Origin of the sequence: Streptomyces sp. NP160 (assembly GCF_006335115.1) — a bacterium.
In the GTDB taxonomy this organism is placed as follows: Bacteria; Actinomycetota; Actinomycetes; order Actinomycetales; family Quadrisphaeraceae; genus Quadrisphaera.
The window spans coordinates 209,310-227,767 of record NZ_VDMJ01000009.1 but is presented as its reverse complement, the minus strand read 5'-3'; the positions used below and the strand labels follow the sequence as shown (position 1 = coordinate 227,767).

Annotated in this window: 15 protein-coding genes and 2 pseudogenes; 14 read left to right on the top strand and 3 right to left on the bottom strand. The window is 76.6% G+C overall.

The window, feature by feature from the left end:
• Window positions 1-18: 18 nt before the first annotated feature.
• The 7 genes from mshB (at window position 19) to FHN55_RS07290 (ending at window position 8,535) form a co-directional block, all read left to right on the top strand.
• Entirely contained in the window at window positions 19-957 is a 939-nt protein-coding gene (mshB, locus tag FHN55_RS07320; protein WP_139711687.1) for an N-acetyl-1-D-myo-inositol-2-amino-2-deoxy-alpha-D-glucopyranoside deacetylase, read from the top strand.
• A gap of 105 nt (window positions 958-1,062) precedes the next feature.
• Window positions 1,063-3,021, top strand: a complete 1,959-nt coding sequence (locus FHN55_RS07315; RefSeq protein ID WP_139711602.1) for an AAA family ATPase — start codon at window positions 1,063-1,065, stop codon at window positions 3,019-3,021.
• Window positions 3,018-3,551, top strand: a complete 534-nt coding sequence (locus tag FHN55_RS07310; RefSeq protein ID WP_139711600.1) for a flavin reductase family protein — start codon at window positions 3,018-3,020, stop codon at window positions 3,549-3,551. The genes FHN55_RS07315 and FHN55_RS07310 overlap by 4 nt, the downstream gene beginning before the upstream one ends.
• A gap of 20 nt (window positions 3,552-3,571) precedes the next feature.
• The gene (locus FHN55_RS07305) at window positions 3,572-5,578 is read left to right on the top strand and encodes a VanW family protein (protein WP_139711599.1); all 2,007 of its coding nucleotides are present in this window, start codon (window positions 3,572-3,574) and stop codon (window positions 5,576-5,578) included.
• A gap of 55 nt (window positions 5,579-5,633) precedes the next feature.
• Complete coding sequence (fdxA, locus tag FHN55_RS07300) at window positions 5,634-5,960, top strand: ferredoxin (protein ID WP_139711597.1); 327 nt, start codon at window positions 5,634-5,636, stop codon at window positions 5,958-5,960.
• The gene (dapC, locus tag FHN55_RS07295) at window positions 5,957-7,126 is read left to right on the top strand and encodes a succinyldiaminopimelate transaminase (protein ID WP_218974432.1); all 1,170 of its coding nucleotides are present in this window, start codon (window positions 5,957-5,959) and stop codon (window positions 7,124-7,126) included. The genes fdxA and dapC overlap by 4 nt, the downstream gene beginning before the upstream one ends.
• A gap of 89 nt (window positions 7,127-7,215) precedes the next feature.
• Window positions 7,216-8,535 (top strand): citrate synthase, encoded by a 1,320-nt coding sequence (locus FHN55_RS07290; RefSeq protein WP_139711594.1) that lies wholly within the window; start codon window positions 7,216-7,218, stop codon window positions 8,533-8,535.
• A gap of 163 nt (window positions 8,536-8,698) precedes the next feature.
• Here the strand turns inward: FHN55_RS07290 and FHN55_RS07285 are convergent, their stop codons facing one another.
• Together FHN55_RS07285 and dapD are read right to left on the bottom strand one after the other, a co-directional pair.
• Window positions 8,699-9,712 carry a hypothetical protein gene (locus tag FHN55_RS07285; RefSeq protein ID WP_180357691.1) on the bottom strand — a complete coding sequence of 338 codons (1,014 nt, stop codon included), beginning with the start codon at window positions 9,710-9,712 and terminating at the stop codon, window positions 8,699-8,701.
• A gap of 33 nt (window positions 9,713-9,745) precedes the next feature.
• Complete coding sequence (gene dapD / locus FHN55_RS07280) at window positions 9,746-10,759, bottom strand: 2,3,4,5-tetrahydropyridine-2,6-dicarboxylate N-succinyltransferase (protein WP_139711593.1); 1,014 nt, start codon at window positions 10,757-10,759, stop codon at window positions 9,746-9,748.
• Between the two features lie 132 nt (window positions 10,760-10,891).
• Here dapD and dapE point away from each other — a divergent pair, with 132 nt between their 5' ends.
• Window positions 10,892-12,118 carry a succinyl-diaminopimelate desuccinylase gene (dapE, locus tag FHN55_RS07275; RefSeq protein WP_139711591.1) on the top strand — a complete coding sequence of 409 codons (1,227 nt, stop codon included), beginning with the start codon at window positions 10,892-10,894 and terminating at the stop codon, window positions 12,116-12,118.
• Window positions 12,025-13,044 (top strand): annotated as a pseudogene (locus FHN55_RS23630) (YihY/virulence factor BrkB family protein); the annotation flags it as partial. The gene dapE and the pseudogene FHN55_RS23630, both read left to right, overlap by 94 nt.
• A gap of 54 nt (window positions 13,045-13,098) precedes the next feature.
• Here FHN55_RS23630 and FHN55_RS07265 read toward each other — a convergent pair.
• Window positions 13,099-14,055 (bottom strand): LysR family transcriptional regulator, encoded by a 957-nt coding sequence (locus FHN55_RS07265; RefSeq protein ID WP_139711588.1) that lies wholly within the window; start codon window positions 14,053-14,055, stop codon window positions 13,099-13,101.
• Between the two features lie 39 nt (window positions 14,056-14,094).
• On the opposite strand from FHN55_RS07265, the pseudogene FHN55_RS23625 reads away from it, so the two are divergent.
• The 5 genes and pseudogenes from FHN55_RS23625 to FHN55_RS07240 all read left to right on the top strand — a co-directional run.
• Window positions 14,095-15,462, top strand: a pseudogene (locus FHN55_RS23625) (MFS transporter); the annotation flags it as partial.
• Between the two features lie 110 nt (window positions 15,463-15,572).
• Window positions 15,573-16,952 (top strand): FAD-dependent oxidoreductase, encoded by a 1,380-nt coding sequence (locus tag FHN55_RS07255; protein WP_257570757.1) that lies wholly within the window; start codon window positions 15,573-15,575, stop codon window positions 16,950-16,952.
• An 88-nt stretch (window positions 16,953-17,040) separates the two neighbouring features.
• On the top strand, window positions 17,041-17,319 hold the full coding sequence (locus FHN55_RS07250; RefSeq protein ID WP_139711584.1) for a hypothetical protein: 279 nt from the start codon (window positions 17,041-17,043) through the stop codon (window positions 17,317-17,319).
• A gap of 86 nt (window positions 17,320-17,405) precedes the next feature.
• Window positions 17,406-18,032, top strand: coding sequence for a TIGR00730 family Rossman fold protein (locus tag FHN55_RS07245; RefSeq protein ID WP_139711582.1), 627 nt, complete (start codon window positions 17,406-17,408; stop codon window positions 18,030-18,032).
• 68 nt (window positions 18,033-18,100) lie between these two features.
• Window positions 18,101-18,457 (top strand): DivIVA domain-containing protein, encoded by a 357-nt coding sequence (locus FHN55_RS07240; RefSeq protein ID WP_257570756.1) that lies wholly within the window; start codon window positions 18,101-18,103, stop codon window positions 18,455-18,457.
• Window position 18,458 lies beyond the last annotated feature (1 nt).

Genomic DNA, 18,458 nt, shown 5'->3' with positions numbered 1-18,458 from the left:
CCCGAGGAGCTCGCCGCGATGGAGTCCCTCGACGTCCCGCGGCGGGTGCTGCTGGTCCACGCCCACCCCGACGACGAGACCATCGGCAACGGCGCCACCATGGCGCGCTACGCCAGCGCGGGCGCCGGCGTCACGCTGGTCACCTGCACCCGCGGGGAGCGCGGCGAGGTGGTGGAGCCCGAGCTCGCCCACCTCGAGGGCGACCGCGCCGCCCTCGGCGCGCACCGCGTGCTGGAGCTGGCCGCCGCCATGGAGGCCCTCGGCGTCAGCGACCACCGCTTCCTCGACGACGCCCCTCTCGACGGCGAGGAGCCCGCCGCCACGGCGGCCGCGCGCTACGAGGACTCCGGCATGGCGTGGGGCGAGGGCATGCGCGCCGTCGCCGCCCCGGACACCGGACCGGCGGCCTTCGCCCGCGCCGACCTCGACGAGGCGGCCGCGCGCCTGGCCGGCGTGCTGCGCGAGGTGCGCCCGCAGGTGGTGGTCACCTACGAGCCGGGCGGTGGCTACGGCCACCCGGACCACGTGCAGGCGGCCGCCGTGGCGCGCCGCGCCGTGGAGCTGGCGGCCGACCCGGCGGCGGCGCGGGTGGCCGGCGGTGTGCCGTGGGAGGTCGCCAAGTTCTACGAGGGCGTGGTGCCCGCGTCCGTGGCGGCCGACTCCTTCGGCGGTGACCGCTCGTCGTGGCCCTCGATGGTCGTGGACGACGACCAGGTCGCGTGCGTCGTGGAGGCCCCAGAGCAGCTGTCCGCCAAGGCCGCTGCGCTGCGGGCCCACCGCAGCCAGGTGCGCACGCGCTTCGAGGGCGGACCCGAGTTCATGGTCAGCCAGGACCGGTGGCAGCCCGTCTGGACCACGGAGGCCTACCGCCTCGCACGCGGGGTCCCCGCTCCGGACACCCGACGCGGCGACGGTCTTGAGACCGACCTCTTCGCCGGTATCGCTCCTCCAGCGTGACGATTCGCTACCGAGCGTGATGACGGCCACCGATGCGTGGGTGACTAGTTGCAGAGAGTGGCGGACTGTCGCTGTGATGACCTCCAGTCGACACGGGGAGTGAGCATGGAGTCACAGCAGGGCGCCCGCCGCGACAGCGCCGACGTCGGCCGCAACCGCGAGCGGCGTCGTCAGCGCCGGCTGCTGCGCATCGCCGTCCTGCTGGCTCCGGTGGCGGTCTACCTCTGGTACCGGCTCCTCACGGGCGACCCGGTGTCGGGGGAGGACTTCGCCCTCCCGGTGGTCGACCCGCTCTACCTCGTCGTCGGGCTGTTCTTCCTCGTGATGATCGGCGTGCTGCTCGCGCAGGTGGTCGTCTCGGGCCGCTCGCCCCACCTCGTCTACCGCCCGGAGCAGATCGACGTCTCCCTGGACGACGTCAAGGGGCTGGGCCCGGTCAAGGAGGAGGTGCAGCGCTCGCTCGACCTGTTCCTGGCCGGGCGCACCTTCCGCCGCGAGATGGGCGGCACCCCGCGCCGGGGCCTGCTGTTCGAGGGGCCGCCGGGCACGGGCAAGACCCACATGGCCAAGGCCATGGCGCGCGAGGCGGGCGTGCCGTTCCTCTACGTCTCCGGCACCAGCTTCCAGTCCATGTACTACGGCGCGACGGCCCGCAGGATCCGGTCCTACTTCCGCGCGCTGCGCAGGGCCGCGCGCGCCGAGGGTGGGGCGATCGGCTTCATCGAGGAGATCGACGCCATCGCGACCGTCCGCCACGGCATGCCGATGGCGCCCGCCGGCTCGCTCGCCGCTCCGGCGAGCGCGAGCGCCGTCGTGTGCTGCGGTGGCCTCGAGGGCCTGCCGGGCCAGGTGCGCAGCACCGCCGGCGTCGCGTCGCACGGCGCACCGGTCGTCTCGGCGATGGGCACCGAGGGCGTCGGCGGCGTGGTCAACGAGCTGCTGGTGCAGATGCAGTCCTTCGACGAGCCCACGGGCGCCCAGCAGCTGCTCGGGAAGCTCGTCGACGCGGTGAACCTGCTGCTCCCGGCGCACCGCCAGCTGCCGCGCCCGAAGGTCGAGCCGGTCGACGTCCTGCTCATCGCCGCCACCAACCGCGCCGACTCCCTCGACCCCGCCCTGCTCCGCCCGGGCCGCTTCGACCGCCGCCTCACCTTCGACGCCCCCGACCAGCGGGGCCGCCGGGAGGTGCTCGACCACTTCCTGTCCCGCAAGGCGCACGAGGCCGAGCTCGACGACGACGAGCGCCGCGACGCCCTCGCCGGCATCACCGCCGGCTCCACGCCGGTGATGATCGAGAACCTCCTCGACGAGGCCCTCGTCAACGCCGTGCGCCGCGGCGCGTCCGCGATGAGCTGGAAGGACGTCGAGCACGCGCGCCTGGTGACGTCGGTGGGCCTGGGCTCCCCGGTCGGCTACACGGCCCGGGAGGCGCGCCTCATCGCCACGCACGAGGCGGGCCACGCCGTGGTCGCCCACCTCGTGGCGCCGCAGCGCCGCCTGGAGGTGCTCACCATCATCAAGCGGGCCGGCGCGCTGGGCCTGCTCGCCCACGGCGACGCCGAGGAGGTGTGGACCCGCTCGCGCAGCGAGCTGGTCGCGCTGGTGCAGATCGCCTTCGGCGGGCAGGTCGCCGAGGAGCTCGCCTTCGGCGACGTCTCCACGGGGCCCAGCTCCGACCTCGCCTACGCCACCCGCATCGGGGCGCAGATGGTCGGCTCGGCCGGCATGGCCGGCTCCCTGGTCTCCTTCGCCGCCGCCGAGGCCTCTCCGGTGGGCGAGGGCCTGGTGGGCCGCGTGCTCGGCGACGCCAGCGCCCGCGGGCAGCTGGAGGAGCTGCTCGGCGCCCAGCGCGAGGCCGTGCGCGCGCTGCTCGGCGCCAACACCCACCTCGTGGCCGCCCTGCGCGACGCCCTGCTGGAGCGCCACGAGCTCATCGGCCACGAGATCACCGACGTGCTCGCCGCCGCAGGCCCCGCCGTGGTGGTGTCCGGCGTCAGCGCCGGACCCGTCGCCGTGGTGCTGCCGGCGACCGGCCCGGCCGCCGCTCCTACCGTGGGCGCGTGAGCGAGCAGGCCGACCAGCCCGACCAGCCCGACCAGCCCGTGGGCGGCCGCGTCGACCTCGACGCGGCCGCCGCGGCCTTCGAGGGCATCGCGGCGGGGGTCGCCGTCGCCAGCACCCGCTGGCGCAGGCTCGACCACGCCATCACCGTGACGTCCTACACGTGGGTCAGCCGCGAGCCGGCGCTGCTGCTCGTGTGCGTCCACGAGGACGCGCGCTTCCTCGACGCCGTCGAGGGCGCCGGCGCGTGGGGGCTGTCGCTGCTGCCCCAGTCGGCGCGGGCGACCGCCACGTGGCTGTCGACCCCCGGCAGGCCCGCCGTGGGGCAGCTGGACCGGGTGCCCCACCGCTCCGGGCCCACCACGGGGGTGCCTCTGCTGGACGGCGCGCTCGCGGCCTTCGAGTGCCGCACCACCGCGGTTCACCCCGCGGGCGACCACGTCGTGGTGCTCGGCGAGGTGGTGGGCCTGGGGCCCACGACGGGGGAGAAGCCGCTGGTCAGGTTCCGGCGTTCCTACCACGCGCTGGCCTGAACCTCCCTAGCCTCGCTGGGGTGGGACGAGCAGGCGGAGCTGCGCAGCTGCTGGAGATGCTCGAGCGCGGGGCGACCGCCTCGCCCGGGGCGGACCCCGCTGGGCGGGTCCCCGCCCCGCGCAGGCCGCAGCACCGCCTCGACGAGGCAGCCTCCACCACCACCACCACCGTCGTCCTCCCGGAGACCGACGAGGCACCGGTGGCCGGGCCACCCGCCTCCTGGGCGCCGTCAGCCCACCCCGGACCCGCAGCTCCGGCCGGGCCCTCGGAGGCCGCGGCCGCCCGCCGGCAGCGCGTCCGGGTGCTGGCGCTGGTGGCCGCGGGCGGTCTCGTGGCAGCTGCCTGGTCCGGAGCCTCCTTCCGCCTGGCGGACCGCGTCCCCGAGGGCACCACCGTCGCGGGGGTGGCGATCGGAGGCCTCGACCGCGACGACGCAGTCCAGCTGCTGGCCCGCACCCTGCAGCCCCGCCTGGCGGCGCCGCTGCCGGTCCGCCTCGACGCGCCCTCCCGGGAGGGCAGGACGACGACGGTGGACCCCGGCGTGGCCGGGCTGCGCCTCGACGCCGCCGCGACCGTCTCGCGGGCCATCGGGCCGGCGGGCCTGCCCACCACCCTGTGGCACCAGCTGCAGGGCCGGGGCGCCGTCGCCCCGGTGCTCGAGGGGTCCGACGCCGACCTCGCCGCGGCCCTCGACCGGGCGGCCGTCGCGCTCGACGTCCCCGCGGTGGAGGGCTCCATCAGCTTCGCCTCCGGCGAGCCGGTGGCGGTGGCTCCGGTGCCGGGGACCGTGCTGGACCGCACCGCGGCCGCGGCGCTGGTGCGCCGCGCCTGGCTGGCGGCGCCGGGAGCGCCGGCAGGAGAGCGCCCGCTGCCCCTGCCGGCGAGCACCGAGGAGCCGCAGGCCACCGCTGACGCCGTGGACGCCGCCCTGCAGACCCAGGCCCGCCCCGCCGTCTCCGCACCGCTGACCGTGGTGGTGGGCGACCGCAGCGTGGTGCTGGCGCCGGCCCAGGTGCTGCCGGCGCTGTCCGTGGTGCAGGACGGTCCGGCGCTGAGGCTGCACGTGGACGGGGCCGCGCTGGCCGACGCCGTGGCCGCCGCCGACCCCGCCACCCGCACCCCCGCGCAGGACGCCCGGGTCGACACCAGCGGCAGCGCCCCCGTGGTGGTGGCCGCCGTCGCCGGCTCCGAGCCCGACCCGGAGTCGCTCGCGCACACCGCGGAGGCCGCGCTGGTGGCCACCGGCGACGCGCGCACGGCCCGGGCCTCCAGCCGGGAGGTGGCACCGGGCCTGACCACCGAGGCGCTCACCTCGATGGGCATCAGCGCGCTCCTGGGCCAGGTCGTCTCGCCGCTCACCGCCGACCCCGCCCGCACGCAGGACGTCACGGCCGCCGCCCGGGCGCTCGACGGCGCTGTGCTGGCGCCGGGGGAGCCGCTGGACGTGGGCGCCCGGATGGGCGTCCCCAGCGCTGAGGCCGGCTGGGTGCCGGCCACGGTGGTGGTGGACGGCCGCGCCACCTCCACCCTCTCGGCCGGCACCACGCAGGTCGCCTCGGCCGTCCACGCCGCCGCCTTCGCCGCCGGGCTCCAGGTGGACGCCCGTACGGCCCCGGAGTCCTGGAACCCGCGCGACCCGGTGGGCCTGGACGCGGTGGTGGGCACCGGCACGCCGCTCGTGCTCACCGAGGCCGCGTCGACGGGCGCGCTGCTGCGGGTGGAGGTGTCCGACGGCGCGCTGCGCGTGCAGGTGTGGGGCTCGCCGGACCGGCAGGTCAGCCTGGCCACGTCGCCCGCCGCAGACCCCCGCCCCGCGCCGCAGCTGTCCGACCCGTCGCCGCAGTGCGTGGCCCAGCCGGGCCAGGACGGTTTCACCACCACGGTGACGCGCACCGCGGCGCCCAGGGGCGGTGGCGGGCAGCCGGTCACCGACGAGGTGACCACCACCTACGCCCCGCGGCCCGCCGTGACGTGCACCGCACCCGGAGGCGGAGCGTCCACCGGGGTCCCGCTGGCGCTGGACTGACGCCGGGCGCCACCTCCGCTCGTCGCGACGGGCGCACGGGTGGAACACTGGTGGCGTGACCTACGTGATCGCGCAGCCCTGCGTCGACCTGAAGGACCGCGCCTGCGTGGAGGAGTGCCCGGTCGACTGCATCTACGAGGGCAGCCGGTCGCTCTACATCCACCCCGACGAGTGCGTCGACTGCGGCGCCTGCGAGCCGGTGTGCCCGGTCGAGGCGATCTACTACGAGGACGACGTCCCCGCGCAGTGGGCTGACTACACCACCGACAACGCGGTGTTCTTCGACGACATCGGCTCGCCGGGCGGTGCTGCCAAGCTCGGTGCCATCGCCAAGGACGGCCCGCTCGTCGCCGCCCTGCCGCCGCAGGAGACCGGCCACTGAGCGGCTGGTCCGCGCGGGCCGGCGGCGGGGCCTCCCGGACCGGCTCCCTGCCGGACTTCCCCTGGGACACCATCCGCGAGGCCGCGCAGCGCGCCCGCAGCCACCCCGGTGGCATCGTCGACCTCTCGGTCGGCACCCCCGTGGACCCGACGCCCGAGGTGGTCCAGCGCGCCCTGCGCGAGGCCGCCGACGCCCCCGGGTACCCGCAGACGGCGGGCACGCCGGCGCTGCGCGAGGCGGCCGCCGGCTGGGCGGAGCGCTCGCGGGGTGCGGTGGGCCTGGACCCGGCGTCGGTGCTGCCGACCGTCGGCTCCAAGGAGCTGGTGGCCTGGCTGCCCACGCAGCTCGGGCTGGGCCCCGGCGACGTCGTCGTCATCCCCGACGTGGCCTACCCCACGTACGACGTGGGCGCCCGCCTGGCCGGAGCCCGCGCCGTCGCCGTCCCCCCGGGCGGCTGGCCCACCGACGAGCAGCTCGCCGGTGACCGCGTGCGGCTGGTGTGGCTGAACAGCCCCTCCAACCCCACCGGGGCCGTGGCGGGCGTGGAGGAGCTGCGCGCCGCCGTGGAGCGCGCCCGCGCCGAGGGCGCCGTGGTGGCCTCGGACGAGTGCTACGCCGAGCTGGCCTGGGACGTGCCCGAGGTCCCCAGCGTGCTGGACCCGCGCGTGTGCGGCACGGGGCCCGGCAGCCACGACGGGCTGCTGCTGGTCACCTCCCTGTCCAAGCGCTCCAACCTGGCCGGGTACCGCGGTGGGGTGGTCCTGGGGGACCGCGAGCTCGTGGCGCACCTGCTGTCGGTGCGCAAGCACGCCGGCATGATCGTCCCCGCGCCCGTCCAGGCCGCCGTGGCGGCGGCCTTCTCCGACGACGAGCACGTCGCCGTGCAGCGCGAGCGCTACCGCGCGCGCCGGGCGGTGCTGCGTGCCGCGCTGGAGGGCGCCGGCCTCGTGGTCGAGCACTCCGAGGCCGGCCTGTACCTGTGGACCCGGTCCACCGACGGGTCGAGCGGCCGCGAGCTGCTCGACCGGCTGGCCGGCGTCGGCGTCCTCGTGGCCCCGGGAGACTTCTACGGACCGTCAGCGGGTGATCACACCAGGGTGGCGCTGACGGCCTCGGACGAGCGGGTCGCGGCCGCCGCTGCGCGGCTGGACCAGCTCGCCAGGTAGCGTCCCCCCGGCACCACCCGAGGGTGACGCTCGTCGCCCCGCCCGCCCGCTCTTGCCCGCACACCCCCCCGACGACGAGGAGCCGAGCCATGACCGACCCCGCGACCGGCCCGCTGAACGCCGTGCCCGCGGAATCGCCCGTGGCCCTGGTCCACCCCGGGGGCGTGCTGCCGCTGACGGTGGTCCCCGCGGTCGACGGCAACTCCGGGCTCGACGTGTCCGGGCTGCTCAAGCGGACCGACTACGTCACGCTCGACCCGGGCTTCGTGAACACCGCCTCCTGCCAGAGCGACATCACCTACATCGACGGCGACGCCGGCGTCCTGCGCTACCGCGGCTACCCGATCGAGCAGCTGGCCGAGCACTCGACCTTCGCCGAGGTGAGCTACCTGCTCATCAACGGCGAGCTGCCGACGGCGCCGCAGCTGGAGGAGTTCACCGCGCGGATCAACCGCCACACGATCCTCCACGAGGACCTCAAGCGCTTCTTCGACGGCTTCCCGCGCGACGCGCACCCGATGCCGGTGCTCAGCTCGGCGGTCTCGACGCTGTCGACCTTCTACCAGGACTCGCTCAACCCCAAGGACGCCGCGCAGGTCGACCTGTCGACGTTCCGCCTGCTGGCCAAGCTGCCGACCATCGCGGCGTACGCCTACTCCAAGTCCACCGGCCGTCCGATGCTCTACCCGGACAACTCCAAGGGCCTGGTGGAGAACTTCCTCCGCATGACGTTCGGCTGGCCGGCCGAGCCCTACGAGCCCGACCCCGAGATGGTCAAGGCGCTCGACCTGCTCTTCGTGCTCCACGCCGACCACGAGCAGAACTGCTCCACCTCCACGGTCCGCATGGTGGGCTCCTCCGGCGCCAACCTCTTCGCGTCCGTCTCCGCCGGCATCCACGCCCTGTCGGGCCCCGCGCACGGCGGCGCCAACTCGGCGGTGCTGGAGATGCTCGAGGCGATCCACCGCGGCGACGACGACGCCGACTCCTTCATGGCCAAGGTGAAGGACAAGCGCGACGGCGTGCGCCTCATGGGCTTCGGCCACCGCGTGTACAAGAACTACGACCCGCGGGCCGCCATCGTGAAGAAGACGGCCGACCAGGTGCTCGCCCGGGCCGACAACCCGCTCCTCGACATCGCCAAGCGCCTCGAGGAGATCGCCCTGCAGGACGACTACTTCGTGGAGCGCAAGCTCTACCCCAACGTCGACTTCTACACCGGCCTGATCTACCAGGCGATGGGCTTCCCGACGCGGATGTTCACGGTGCTGTTCGCCCTCGGGCGCCTGCCGGGCTGGATCGCGCAGTGGCGCGAGGGCGTCACCGACCCCGCCATGAAGATCAACCGCCCGCGCCAGGTCTACACCGGTGCCGGCGAGCGCGCCTACGTGCCCGTGACGGAGCGCTGACCCGCAGCAGCCCGACCCACGGCACGACGCGGAGGGCCGTCCCCGGCACACGGGGACGGCCCTTCCGCGCGTCCGCCCCCGTCGTCCTTGTTTCGCACCCTCCGCGGACAGTGCGCTGTGCACGGGGGCCTTGCGCTTTCCGCGGAAAGTGCGGGGAGGGCGGCTACTCGGTGCGGCCGCCGGCGACGAGGACGACGGCGGCACCGCCCGGCGCGAGGCGCTCGCGGTCGGCCTCGGGGACGTCGACCCAGCCGTCGTCGGGCCGGTCGCGGCGCCACTGCTTCCCGTCCGTGCCCACGGCCACCACCTGGAAGTCGGCGGCGTGCGCGACGGCCCACTGCGCGGCGGACCAGCCGGTGCGGCGCTGCGCGTCGTCGGGGGCGGAACCGGCGGCCACCGGGGTCCCGACGAGAGCGCCCGCGCCCTCGTCGGCCGGGGCGATCGGCACCCCGCCACCGCGCTCGCGGCCGAACGCCTCGACCAGCGGCTGCGTGCGCGGCCAGTAGCCGCTCTCGCCCGCGGCCTGCGCGGAGGAGTCCTGCACCGGGCGCAGCCGGCAGGTCAGCGCGGCGGGGGAGTAGCCGGTGAGGGCGGAGGCGTACGCGCGGCCCTCCGGCTCGTGGTCGGCGTAGGCGTCGGGGAACGCCGAGCGCTGCACGCGCTGCGCGACCTCGGTGATGGGGGCGTCGGCGTACCCGTCCACCTTCGCCAGCACGTCGAGGAAGGCGTTGGTGGAGTAGACCGGGTCCTGGATCTGCGCCTCGGTGCCCCACCCCTGCGAGGGCCGCTGCTGGAACAGGCCCAGGGAGTCGCGGTCTCCGTAGGCGATGTTGCGCAGCTTGCTCTCCTGGACCGCCGTGGCCAGGGCGATCGTGGCCGCGCGCGCGGGCATGCCGCGCTGCTGCGTGATGGCGGTGATGAGGGCGGCGTTGGCGGCCTGGTCGGGCGCGAGGTCGTACTCGGCGGCGCCGTCGCCCTCACCGCTGACAGCGGTGCACCGCTCCACCACCACCGTGGAGGACGGCGCCACCTGCTGCAGCGCCACCCAGGCCCCGCCCGCGAGCACCGCCAGCACGGCTCCGGTGCCCACCAGCCGGCCCAGGACGCGGTGCCCGCCCCTGCGCCGCGGTGGCGGTGGGGGCGGGGGGCGGCGGCGGCGCTGCTGCCGAGCGACCATCGGGGAGCTCATGGAGGTGCGGGGGTGGTGCGCTCAGTTGGCGTGCAGCGCGTCGTTGAGGACGACGGCGGCCTTCGTCAGCGCCACCGCCTCGACGGCGCCGGTGGTGGAGTTGCGGCGCAGCAGCAGCCCGTCGCGCCCGGACAGCTCGCGGGCCTTGACGACGACGGCCTCGTCACCCGGCTGCCAGCCCTCGGGCGCCTGCGCCCGCGCGAGGTCGCCCGTGAGCACCACCTTGGTGCCGGCGGTCACGTACAGGCCCGCCTCGACCACGCAGTCGTCGCCCAGGGAGATGCCGATGCCGGCGTTGGCCCCCAGCAGCGAGCGCTTCCCCACCGAGATGACCTGCGTGCCGCCGCCGGAGAGGGTGCCCATGATCGAGGCCCCGCCGCCGACGTCGCTGCCGTCCCCGACCACCACGCCCGCGGAGATGCGGCCCTCGACCATGGAGGCGCCCAGCGTGCCGGCGTTGAAGTTGACGAAGCCCTCGTGCATGACCGTGGTGCCCTCGGCGAGGTGGGCGCCCAGGCGCACGCGGTCGGCGTCGGCGATGCGGACGCCGGTGGGCAGCACGTAGTCGACCATGCGCGGGAACTTGTCCACCCCGAGGACCTGCACCGGCACGTGGGCCCGCAGCCGCAGGCGCGTCTCCTCGAAGCCCGCGACGGGGCAGGGCCCGCGGTCGGTCCACACGACGTTGGCGAGCTTGCCGAAGAGGCCGTCGAGGTTGACCGTCCGGGGCGCCACCAGCCGCGCGGACAGCAGGTGCAGGCGCAGGTAGGCGTCGGGGGCGTCCGCGGGCGCGGCGTCGAGGTCGACCTCGGTGCGCACGACGTGGGTGCGCACGCCGCGCGCCGGGTCCTCGCCCTCCAGCGCCGCCAGCGCGGCGGGCACGGCGTAGGGGCTGTCGTCGGCGGGCGCGGCGCCCAGGGCGGGGGAGGGGTACCAGGTGTCGAGCACGGTCCCGTCCGCGGTGGCCGTCGTGGCCAGGCCGTACCCCCAGGCGCTGCGGGGAGTGGTCGCGTCCGTGCCGGCTGCCGTGCTCATGGTCCACAGGGTAGGTGCGCCTGGGACGCGTGTGGCGCGCTTGGCCACCCTGGTCGGGTGCGGGTGACCGACCGGGTTGCCTCGACCTCGAGATCGCCGGGCGGGGGCCGTGCGCGCCGTAGGGTCGTCGCCGTGAGCAGCACCCCCGGGCGGAACCAGCAGCCGGCACCCGAGCGGCAGCTCGACCTGGCTGGCGACGTGGTCGAGCTGGCCGCGGCCGTGTGCGACGTCGAGTCGGTGAGCGGGCGCGAGGGGCCCCTGGCCGACCTCGTGGAGGACGCCCTGCGGCGCCTGGGGTCGCGCACCTCCGGAGGGGGCGGTGGCCACTACGAGGTCCTGCGCGACGGTGACGCCGTGGTGGCGCGCACCCGCCTGGGCCGCGCGGAGCGCGTCGTCGTCGCCGGGCACCTCGACACCGTGCCGCTGGCGGGCGGCGACGTGCCCTCGCGCCGCGAGGTGGTCGACGGGGTGGAGCGGCTGGTGGCCCGCGGCTCCACGGACATGAAGGGCGGCGTCGCGATGGCGCTGTCGGCGGCCGCGGCCGTGGCGGAGGCCCTGGCCAGCGAGCCGCGCCGCGTGGTGCGGGACGTGACGTGGGTCTTCTACGACCACGAGGAGGTCGACTCCGCCCTCAACGGCCTCGGCCGCCTGGCGCGCCGCCGCCCGGACTGGCTCGCCGGCGACGTCGCCGTCCTCGGGGAGCCCACCAACGCCAGCATCGAGGGCGGCTGCAACGGCACGCTGCGCGCCGAGGTGCGCCTCACGGGCCGCGCCGCGCACTCCGCGCGCTCGTGGGTGGGCGTCAACGCGGTCCACCTCGCCGCGCCCGTGCTGGCCCGCCTGGCCGCCTACGAGGCGCGCAGCATCGAGGTCGACGGGCTGGTCTACCGCGAGGGCCTCAACGCCGTGGGCATCTCCGGCGGCGTGGCCGGCAACGTCATCCCCGACGCCTGCACCGTCACGGTCAACCACCGCTTCGCCCCCTGCTTCACCCCGGCGCAGGCCGAGGAGCACGTGCGCGAGGTCTTCGCCGGCCTGGAGGAGCAGGTCGGCGCCGAGGTGGTGGTGGTCGACGCCGCGCCCGGGGCGCGCCCCGGCCTGGACCACCCGGCCGCGCGCGACTTCGTGCAGCAGGTGCTCGCCCGCAGCGGGCGCCAGCCCGTGGCCAAGCTCGGCTGGACCGACGTCGCGCGCTTCTCCGAGCTGGGCGTGCCCGCGGTGAACTTCGGCCCCGGCGACCCGCTGCTGGCCCACACCGCCGGTGAGTGGTGCCCGGTCGACGAGGTCCGCGAGTGCCGCGAGGCGCTCCTGGCCTGGCTCCTGCCGACGACGACGACGACCGCCGCGGCCGGCCGGTAGCCGGGGCCGTGCCCCCGACGCGGCTCGTCGTCAGGCTGCAGGCCCCCGCCCAGCGGGCCGCCTGGAGGCTGCGCGGCCGCAATCCCGTGGCGGTGGCCGCGCGGGTGGCGCTGCGCGCCTCGGGCCTGCGCCTGGGCGGGCGGGCCGCGGAGATGTGCTTCTACCTGCTGCTGTCCGCCGTCCCCCTGCTGACGGCGCTCGGCACGGGCCTGGGGCTGCTGGGCCGCTGGCTCGACCCGGACGCCGTGGGCGACGCACAGGCCTTCCTCGTGCAGCTGCTCGACGCCGTGCTCAGCCCCGCGCTCGCCGCCAGCCTGGGCGCGCCCCTGGTGCGCGAGCTGCTGGCGCAGGAGCAGACCGGCGTCGCCCTGGGCAGCGCCCTGGTGGCGCTGGTGGTGGCCAGCCGCGTGGCGCGGGCGGCGCTGCGCGTGCTGCGCGAGGGGGAGACGCCCGTGGAGGAGCGCCGGCCCGTGCTGCTGTTCCTCCTGTCCTTCGCGCTGACGTTCGTCGGGGTGGTGGCCGGCTCGCTGATGCTGCTCGTGCTCGTCGTCGGGCCGCTGCTCGGCGGCGGCGAGCGGCTCGCGGCGGCGGTCGGCGGCGGGGAGGTCTTCTCCACGGCGTGGGCGGTCGGCCGCTGGCCGGTGCTGCTGCTCGTCGTCGCCGCGGGCCTGGCGCTGCTCTACCGCGTGGGCGCCCCGGTGCGCGTCGCGTGGCGCTCCGTGGTCCCGGGAGCCGCACTGGCCACCGGCGCGCTGGTGGGGCTGGTGGTGGCGTTCCGCGCGTCCCTGGCGGTGCTCGGCACGCCCGGCCCGGTGACCACCTCCGGCGACGAGGCGGTGCAGGCCGCGGCCACCGTGGTGGGCGCGCTCGTGGCGGTGATGCTCCTGGGGTGGTTCGGCAGCGGCGTGGTGCTGCTCGGGGGCCTGGTCAACGAGGAGTGGGCCGCAGCGGCCCGCAGCGCTCCCGCGGGCGCAGCGACCTCAGGCGGAGACGCCGGAGGGACCGCTGGCGAGGACGGCGGCCACGAGGGCGCGCGAGGCCGGCCGGTCGGCGGTGCGCGGGTTGGTGAGCAGCACCAGGTCGATGGTGCCCAGCTCGGGCAGCCGGACGCCGGGGGAGTCGCCCCGCCCGTCGCCCAGCCGGTCCCCCCGCCGGTCGAGGCGCAGCGCTGACAGCTGCAGCGGCACGAGGCTGCGCGGCACCGCTGAGACCCCGATGCCGGCGGCCACCGCCGCGATGAGGCCGTTGGTGCCGCGGCACAGCGCCGCGGTCCGGTAGGCCGTGCCCGCCCGCTGCAGCGCCTCCTCCATCGCCGTCCTCGCCAGCGACGGCGGCGGGTACAGCACCAGCGGCACCGGCGCCGTCGGGTCCAGCCGCGTGGTGGGGGTGCCGACCCACACCATGCGCTCGCGGCTGACCAGCTGCTCGGGGATCTCGGCGCCGGTGGCGTGGCGGTTGGCGTCGCCCGCCGCGGGGCGGCGTCCCACGTAGACGTCCAGGCGGTCGGCGGCCAGCCGCCGGTGCAGCGTGCCGCTCTGGTCCACCGTCAGGTCGAGGTCCACCAGGGGGTTCTCCCGGCGGAACTCGCGCAGGATGGCCGGCAGCCGGGTCAGCGCCAGGTCGTCGGACATGCCCAGGCGCAGCCGGCCGTGGGGCCGGTGCCCGCGGAAGTACGCCGTCGCCCGCTCGTGGGCGGCCACGATCTCCTGCGCCAGCCCGATCATCGCCTCGCCGTCCGGTGTCAGCGACACCGTCCGGGTGTCGCGCAGCACCAGCAGCCGGCCGGTCGCGGCCTCGAGCTTGCGCACGTGCTGGCTCACCGTGGGTTGCCCCACGCCGAGGCGCGCGGCGGCCCGGGTGAAGCTCCGCGCCTGCGCGACGGCGAGGAAGGAGCGCAGCTGCACCACGTCGTACCCGGTCTCCGCCTGCGTGCTCATCACAGAGCATGATGACAGTGAGAGCACCGATCGGCGCTGATGATGCTGCGGAGGCACCCGCCCGCGGGAGAGGCTGGTGTCCGGCAGCAACGGTCGGTGACCGCCAGGTCCGCCCGCGCCGCCGACCCCACCCGTGACCACCCCCGGTCGGTGCTGCCCGCCGACCTCCCGGAAGAGGCTCCCTTGGCCCCCCGCGCCCTGGCCCCGCTGTCCAACCGCCCCTACCGCACCTACCTCGCAGGCCACGCCGTCGCCAGCACCGGCGTGTGGATGCAGAACATCGCCACCGACTGGCTCGTCCTCGAGCTCACCGGCAGCCCCGCCGCCGTCGGCGTCACCATGGCCTGCCAGTTCGCGCCCGTGCTGCTGCTCGGGCTGCACGCCGGGCAGCTGGCGGACAGGTTCCCCAAGCGGACCCTGCTCATGCTCACCCAGGCCGCCTTCCTCACCCTCACCGCGACGCTCGCGGTGGTGACGCTCACCGGTGTGGCCACGGCCCCGCTGGTCTGGGCGCTGGCGCTGGTGGGCGGGTGCGTCACCGCCGTCGACGGGCCCGCCCGCCAGGCCTTCGCCGGTGAGCTGGTGCCCGCCGACCACCTGCGCGGTGCCGTCTCGCTGAACTCCGCCGTCTTCCAGACCTCCCGCCTGCTCGGGCCCGCGGTCGCGGCGACGCTCATCAGCACCGTGGGCACCGGCTGGGCCTTCGCCGCCACCGCCGTGTGCTTCACCGCGCCGCTGGTGGCCCTGGCGCTGCTGCGCCCCGCCGACCTGCTCACCCTGCCCGTCCCGCGCGTGCCCGGTGCTCCTCGCGACCGCGGCAGCGTGCGCACCGCGCTGGCGCACGTCCGCCAGCGCCCGCACGTGCTGGTCACGATCGTGCTGGTGGGGATCGTCGGGACCTTCGGGCTGAACTTCCCGGTGGTCCTCACCGCCATGTCCACCGAGGTGCTGCACGGCGGGCCGGAGCTCTACGGCGCCTTCAACACCGCCCTCGCCCTCGGCTCCACCGCCGGCGCCCTCGTGGCCGGCACGCGCGCCACCACCCGGCTCCGCCTCATCGTGGCCGCCTGCCTGGGCTTCGGGGCCCTGCAGGCCGCGGCCTCGCTGGCGCCGAACGCCGCCGTCCTGCTGGTCGTCCTGGTGGCGGTGGGCCTGGTCAACCTGGCCTTCCAGGCCATGGCCAACTCCTCGGTGCAGCTCTGGGTGGACCCGGACGTCCGCGGCCGCGTCATGGGCCTGTACCTGCTGGCCTTCGTCGGGGGCACGCCCTTCGGCGCACCGCTGGTCGGCTGGATCACCGAGACCTGGGGCGCCCGGGTCGGGCTGGCGTTCTGCGGGCTCGTGCCGGCCGGCGCCGCGCTCGTCGCCGCCGTCCTGCTGGCCCGCAGGGTGGGCGTCCACCCCGCGCAGACCGTCGGCAGGGCCGTCGCCGCGCGCGCCGGCGATCTCCGGCTAGCGTCGAGCGCATGGCTCCCGGCCGCACCCGCGTCGTCGTCGTCGGAGGTGACGCGGCCGGCATGGCAGCGGCCTCGCAGGCCCTCCAGCAGGCCGCAGCCCGCGGCCGCGACCTGGAGGTCGTCGCGTTCGAGCGCGGCAGCGCCACGTCGTACTCGGCGTGCGGCATCCCGTACTGGGTCGGCGGGGTAGTCGACTCCCGCGAGGAGCTCGTCGCCCGCACCCCCGAGGAGCACCGCAGGCGCGGGGTCGACCTCCGGATGGGCACCGAGGTGGTCGGCGTGGACCTGTCCGCCCGCACCGTGACCTGGCGGCGGCTGGACGGGCAGGACGACGGCCGCCCGCGCGAGGGCACCGACGGCTTCGACCAGCTCGTCCTCGCCACCGGGGCCGTGCCCCGACGCCCCGCCGCGCCCGGCTTCGACGCCGGCCCGGAGGCGGGCGTCCACGGGGTGCAGACCCTCGACGACGGCTCGGCGCTCATCGCGGACCTCGGGTCCGGCGGCGTGCGGCGGGTGGTGGTGGTCGGCGGCGGGTACATCGGCCTGGAGGTGGCCGAGGCGTGCGTGGTGCGGGGCCTGCACGTCACCGTGGTGCAGCGCGGGCAGACCCCGCTGGGCACCGTCGACGACGACATGGGCGCCTTCATCGCCGGCGCCGTGCGGGGAGAGGGTGTGCACCTGGTCACCGGCGAGGAGGTGTGCGGCCTGGAGCTGGCCCCGGCCTCGGAGGGCGGCCGGGTGCGCGCCGTGCACTGCGCCAGCGGCCTGGAGCTGCCGTGCGACCTCGTGGTGCTGGGGCTGGGCGTGGAGCCGTCTGTGGCGCTCGCGCGCGAGGCCGGGGTGCCGCTGGGGGAGTCCGGCGCGATCGCCGTCGACGTCTCCCAGCGCACCCGGGCCGACGGGGTCTGGGCCGCGGGCGACTGCACCGAGGTGCGCCACCGCGTCTCCGGCCGCGGGGTGCACGTGCCGCTGGGCACGCACGCCAACAAGCAGGGCCGGGTGGCGGGCATCAACCTCGGCGGCGGGTACGCGACCTTCCCGGGCGTGGTCGGCACCGCCATCACGAAGGTGTGCCGGGTGGAGATCGGGCGCACGGGCCTGTCGACGGAGGAGGCCGCGGCTGCGGGGTTCCAGGTGGTCACCGCCGCCGTCGACTCCACGACCACGGCCGGCTACATGCCCGGCGCCGAGCCGGTCCGGGTGAAGCTCATCGCCGACGAGCGCAGCGGGCGCCTGCTCGGCGGTCAGGTGGTGGGCCGCTCCGGGGCGGGCAAGCGCGTGGACGCGCTCGCCATCTGCGTGTGGAACGAGATGGCGGTCGAGGAGGTGCTCTCCCTCGACCTCGCGTACGCGCCGCCGTTCGCGCCCGTGTGGGATCCCGTGCTCATCGCGGCCCGCAAGGCGGCGCAGGCCGTGGAGGCGGCCTGCCAGCGCGGCTGAGGGCGACACTCCGGCGCCACGCAGGCGCTGCTGCGGTGGGGCCGACCGGGGGCTGGCGGAACCCTGTGAGCAGGGGCGATGATCTCGCATGCGCGTCGTTCCGGCTCCCGCCCGCAGCGCGGTCGTGCGCGACCGCGACCGCTCCGCCCGCGCCCTGCGGGTGACGACCCACCCCGACGCCCCCGGCGGCGGCCTCGTGGTGCTGTCGCTGTGGGACGGCGACGTCTGCGCCACCACCCTGCGGCTCGACCCCGAGGACGCCGCCGACCTCGTCCGCGCCCTCACCGACGCCGCCGTGGCCGCCGCCCCGCGGCGCCCGCGCTCCCCGCACGGCCCGACCACCGGTGAGGTCGCCGCCGCCAGCTGAGGCGCCCCTCCCGCGCCACCCGCGGGCGAGGGGGCTGGTGGGGCGTCCTCCGGCGCGCCCCCGGGGGCGGCTGGCAGGGTGTGGACGTGCCCGCGATCGCCGTGTACTGCTCCGCCTCCGAGCGGATCGACCCCGTCCACGTGCAGCTGGCCGCTGACGTCGGCGCCCTCATCGCCGCGCGCGGCCACTCCCTGGTCTCCGGGGGCGGCTCGGTGTCGATGATGGGCGCCGTCGCCAAGGCCGTCCGCGAGGGCGGTGGGCGCACCTACGGCGTCATCCCGCGCGCGCTCCTGGAGAAGGAGGTCGGCGACCGGTACGCCGACGAGCTGGTGGTCACCGAGGGCATGCGCGAGCGCAAGGGCCTCATGGACGACGCCGCCGACGCCTTCGTGGTGCTGCCGGGCGGGCTGGGCACCCTCGAGGAGCTGCTGGAGGTGTGGAGCGCGCGGACGCTGGCGCTGCACGCCAAGCCCGTCGTCGTGTGCGACCCGACCGGGGTGCTCGCTCCGCTGCGCCGCGCCGTCGACGAGCTCGTGGCCGGCGGCTTCGTCCAGCCCGCGGCCGCGGCGGCGGTGACCTGGACGACCAGCCCTGAGCAGGCGCTCGACGTGGTGGAGGCCGAGCTGGCCGGGGCCGGGAGCGCCCGCCGGGACGCGCCCGGGGTCCCGCACCCGGCGGTGCGCACCCAGGAGGGCCTCGAGGCCGGCGCCTGACCCGCCGCCGACCGGTCGGGCGGGCCGTCACGGGCGCCGCACCCACGATCGTCTGGCAGCATCGCCGCGTGAGCCTCGTCCTGCTGCTGCTCGCGGTGGTCGTGGTCGGGGTGGTGGTGGCCGTCGCTGCGGGCCGCCTGCCCGCCGGCATGCCCGCCGCGGCGTCGAGCAGCCCGCACCGGCCCCTGCCGCCGCGGCCCCTGGAGCCGGCCGACCTCGACGCGGTGCGGTTCTCGGTGGTGCCCCGCGGCTACCGCATGGACCAGGTGGACGCCGTCCTCGACAGGCTCCGCGCCGAGCTCGCCGAGCGGGACCGCCGCCTGGAGGCGCTGGCCGCCGCGGCGGCCACGCCCCCGGCCCCGGGTGCGCCCCGCTACGGCCCCACCGCCCCGACCCGAGCCCTGACCCCCGAGGAGGGGAGCTGAC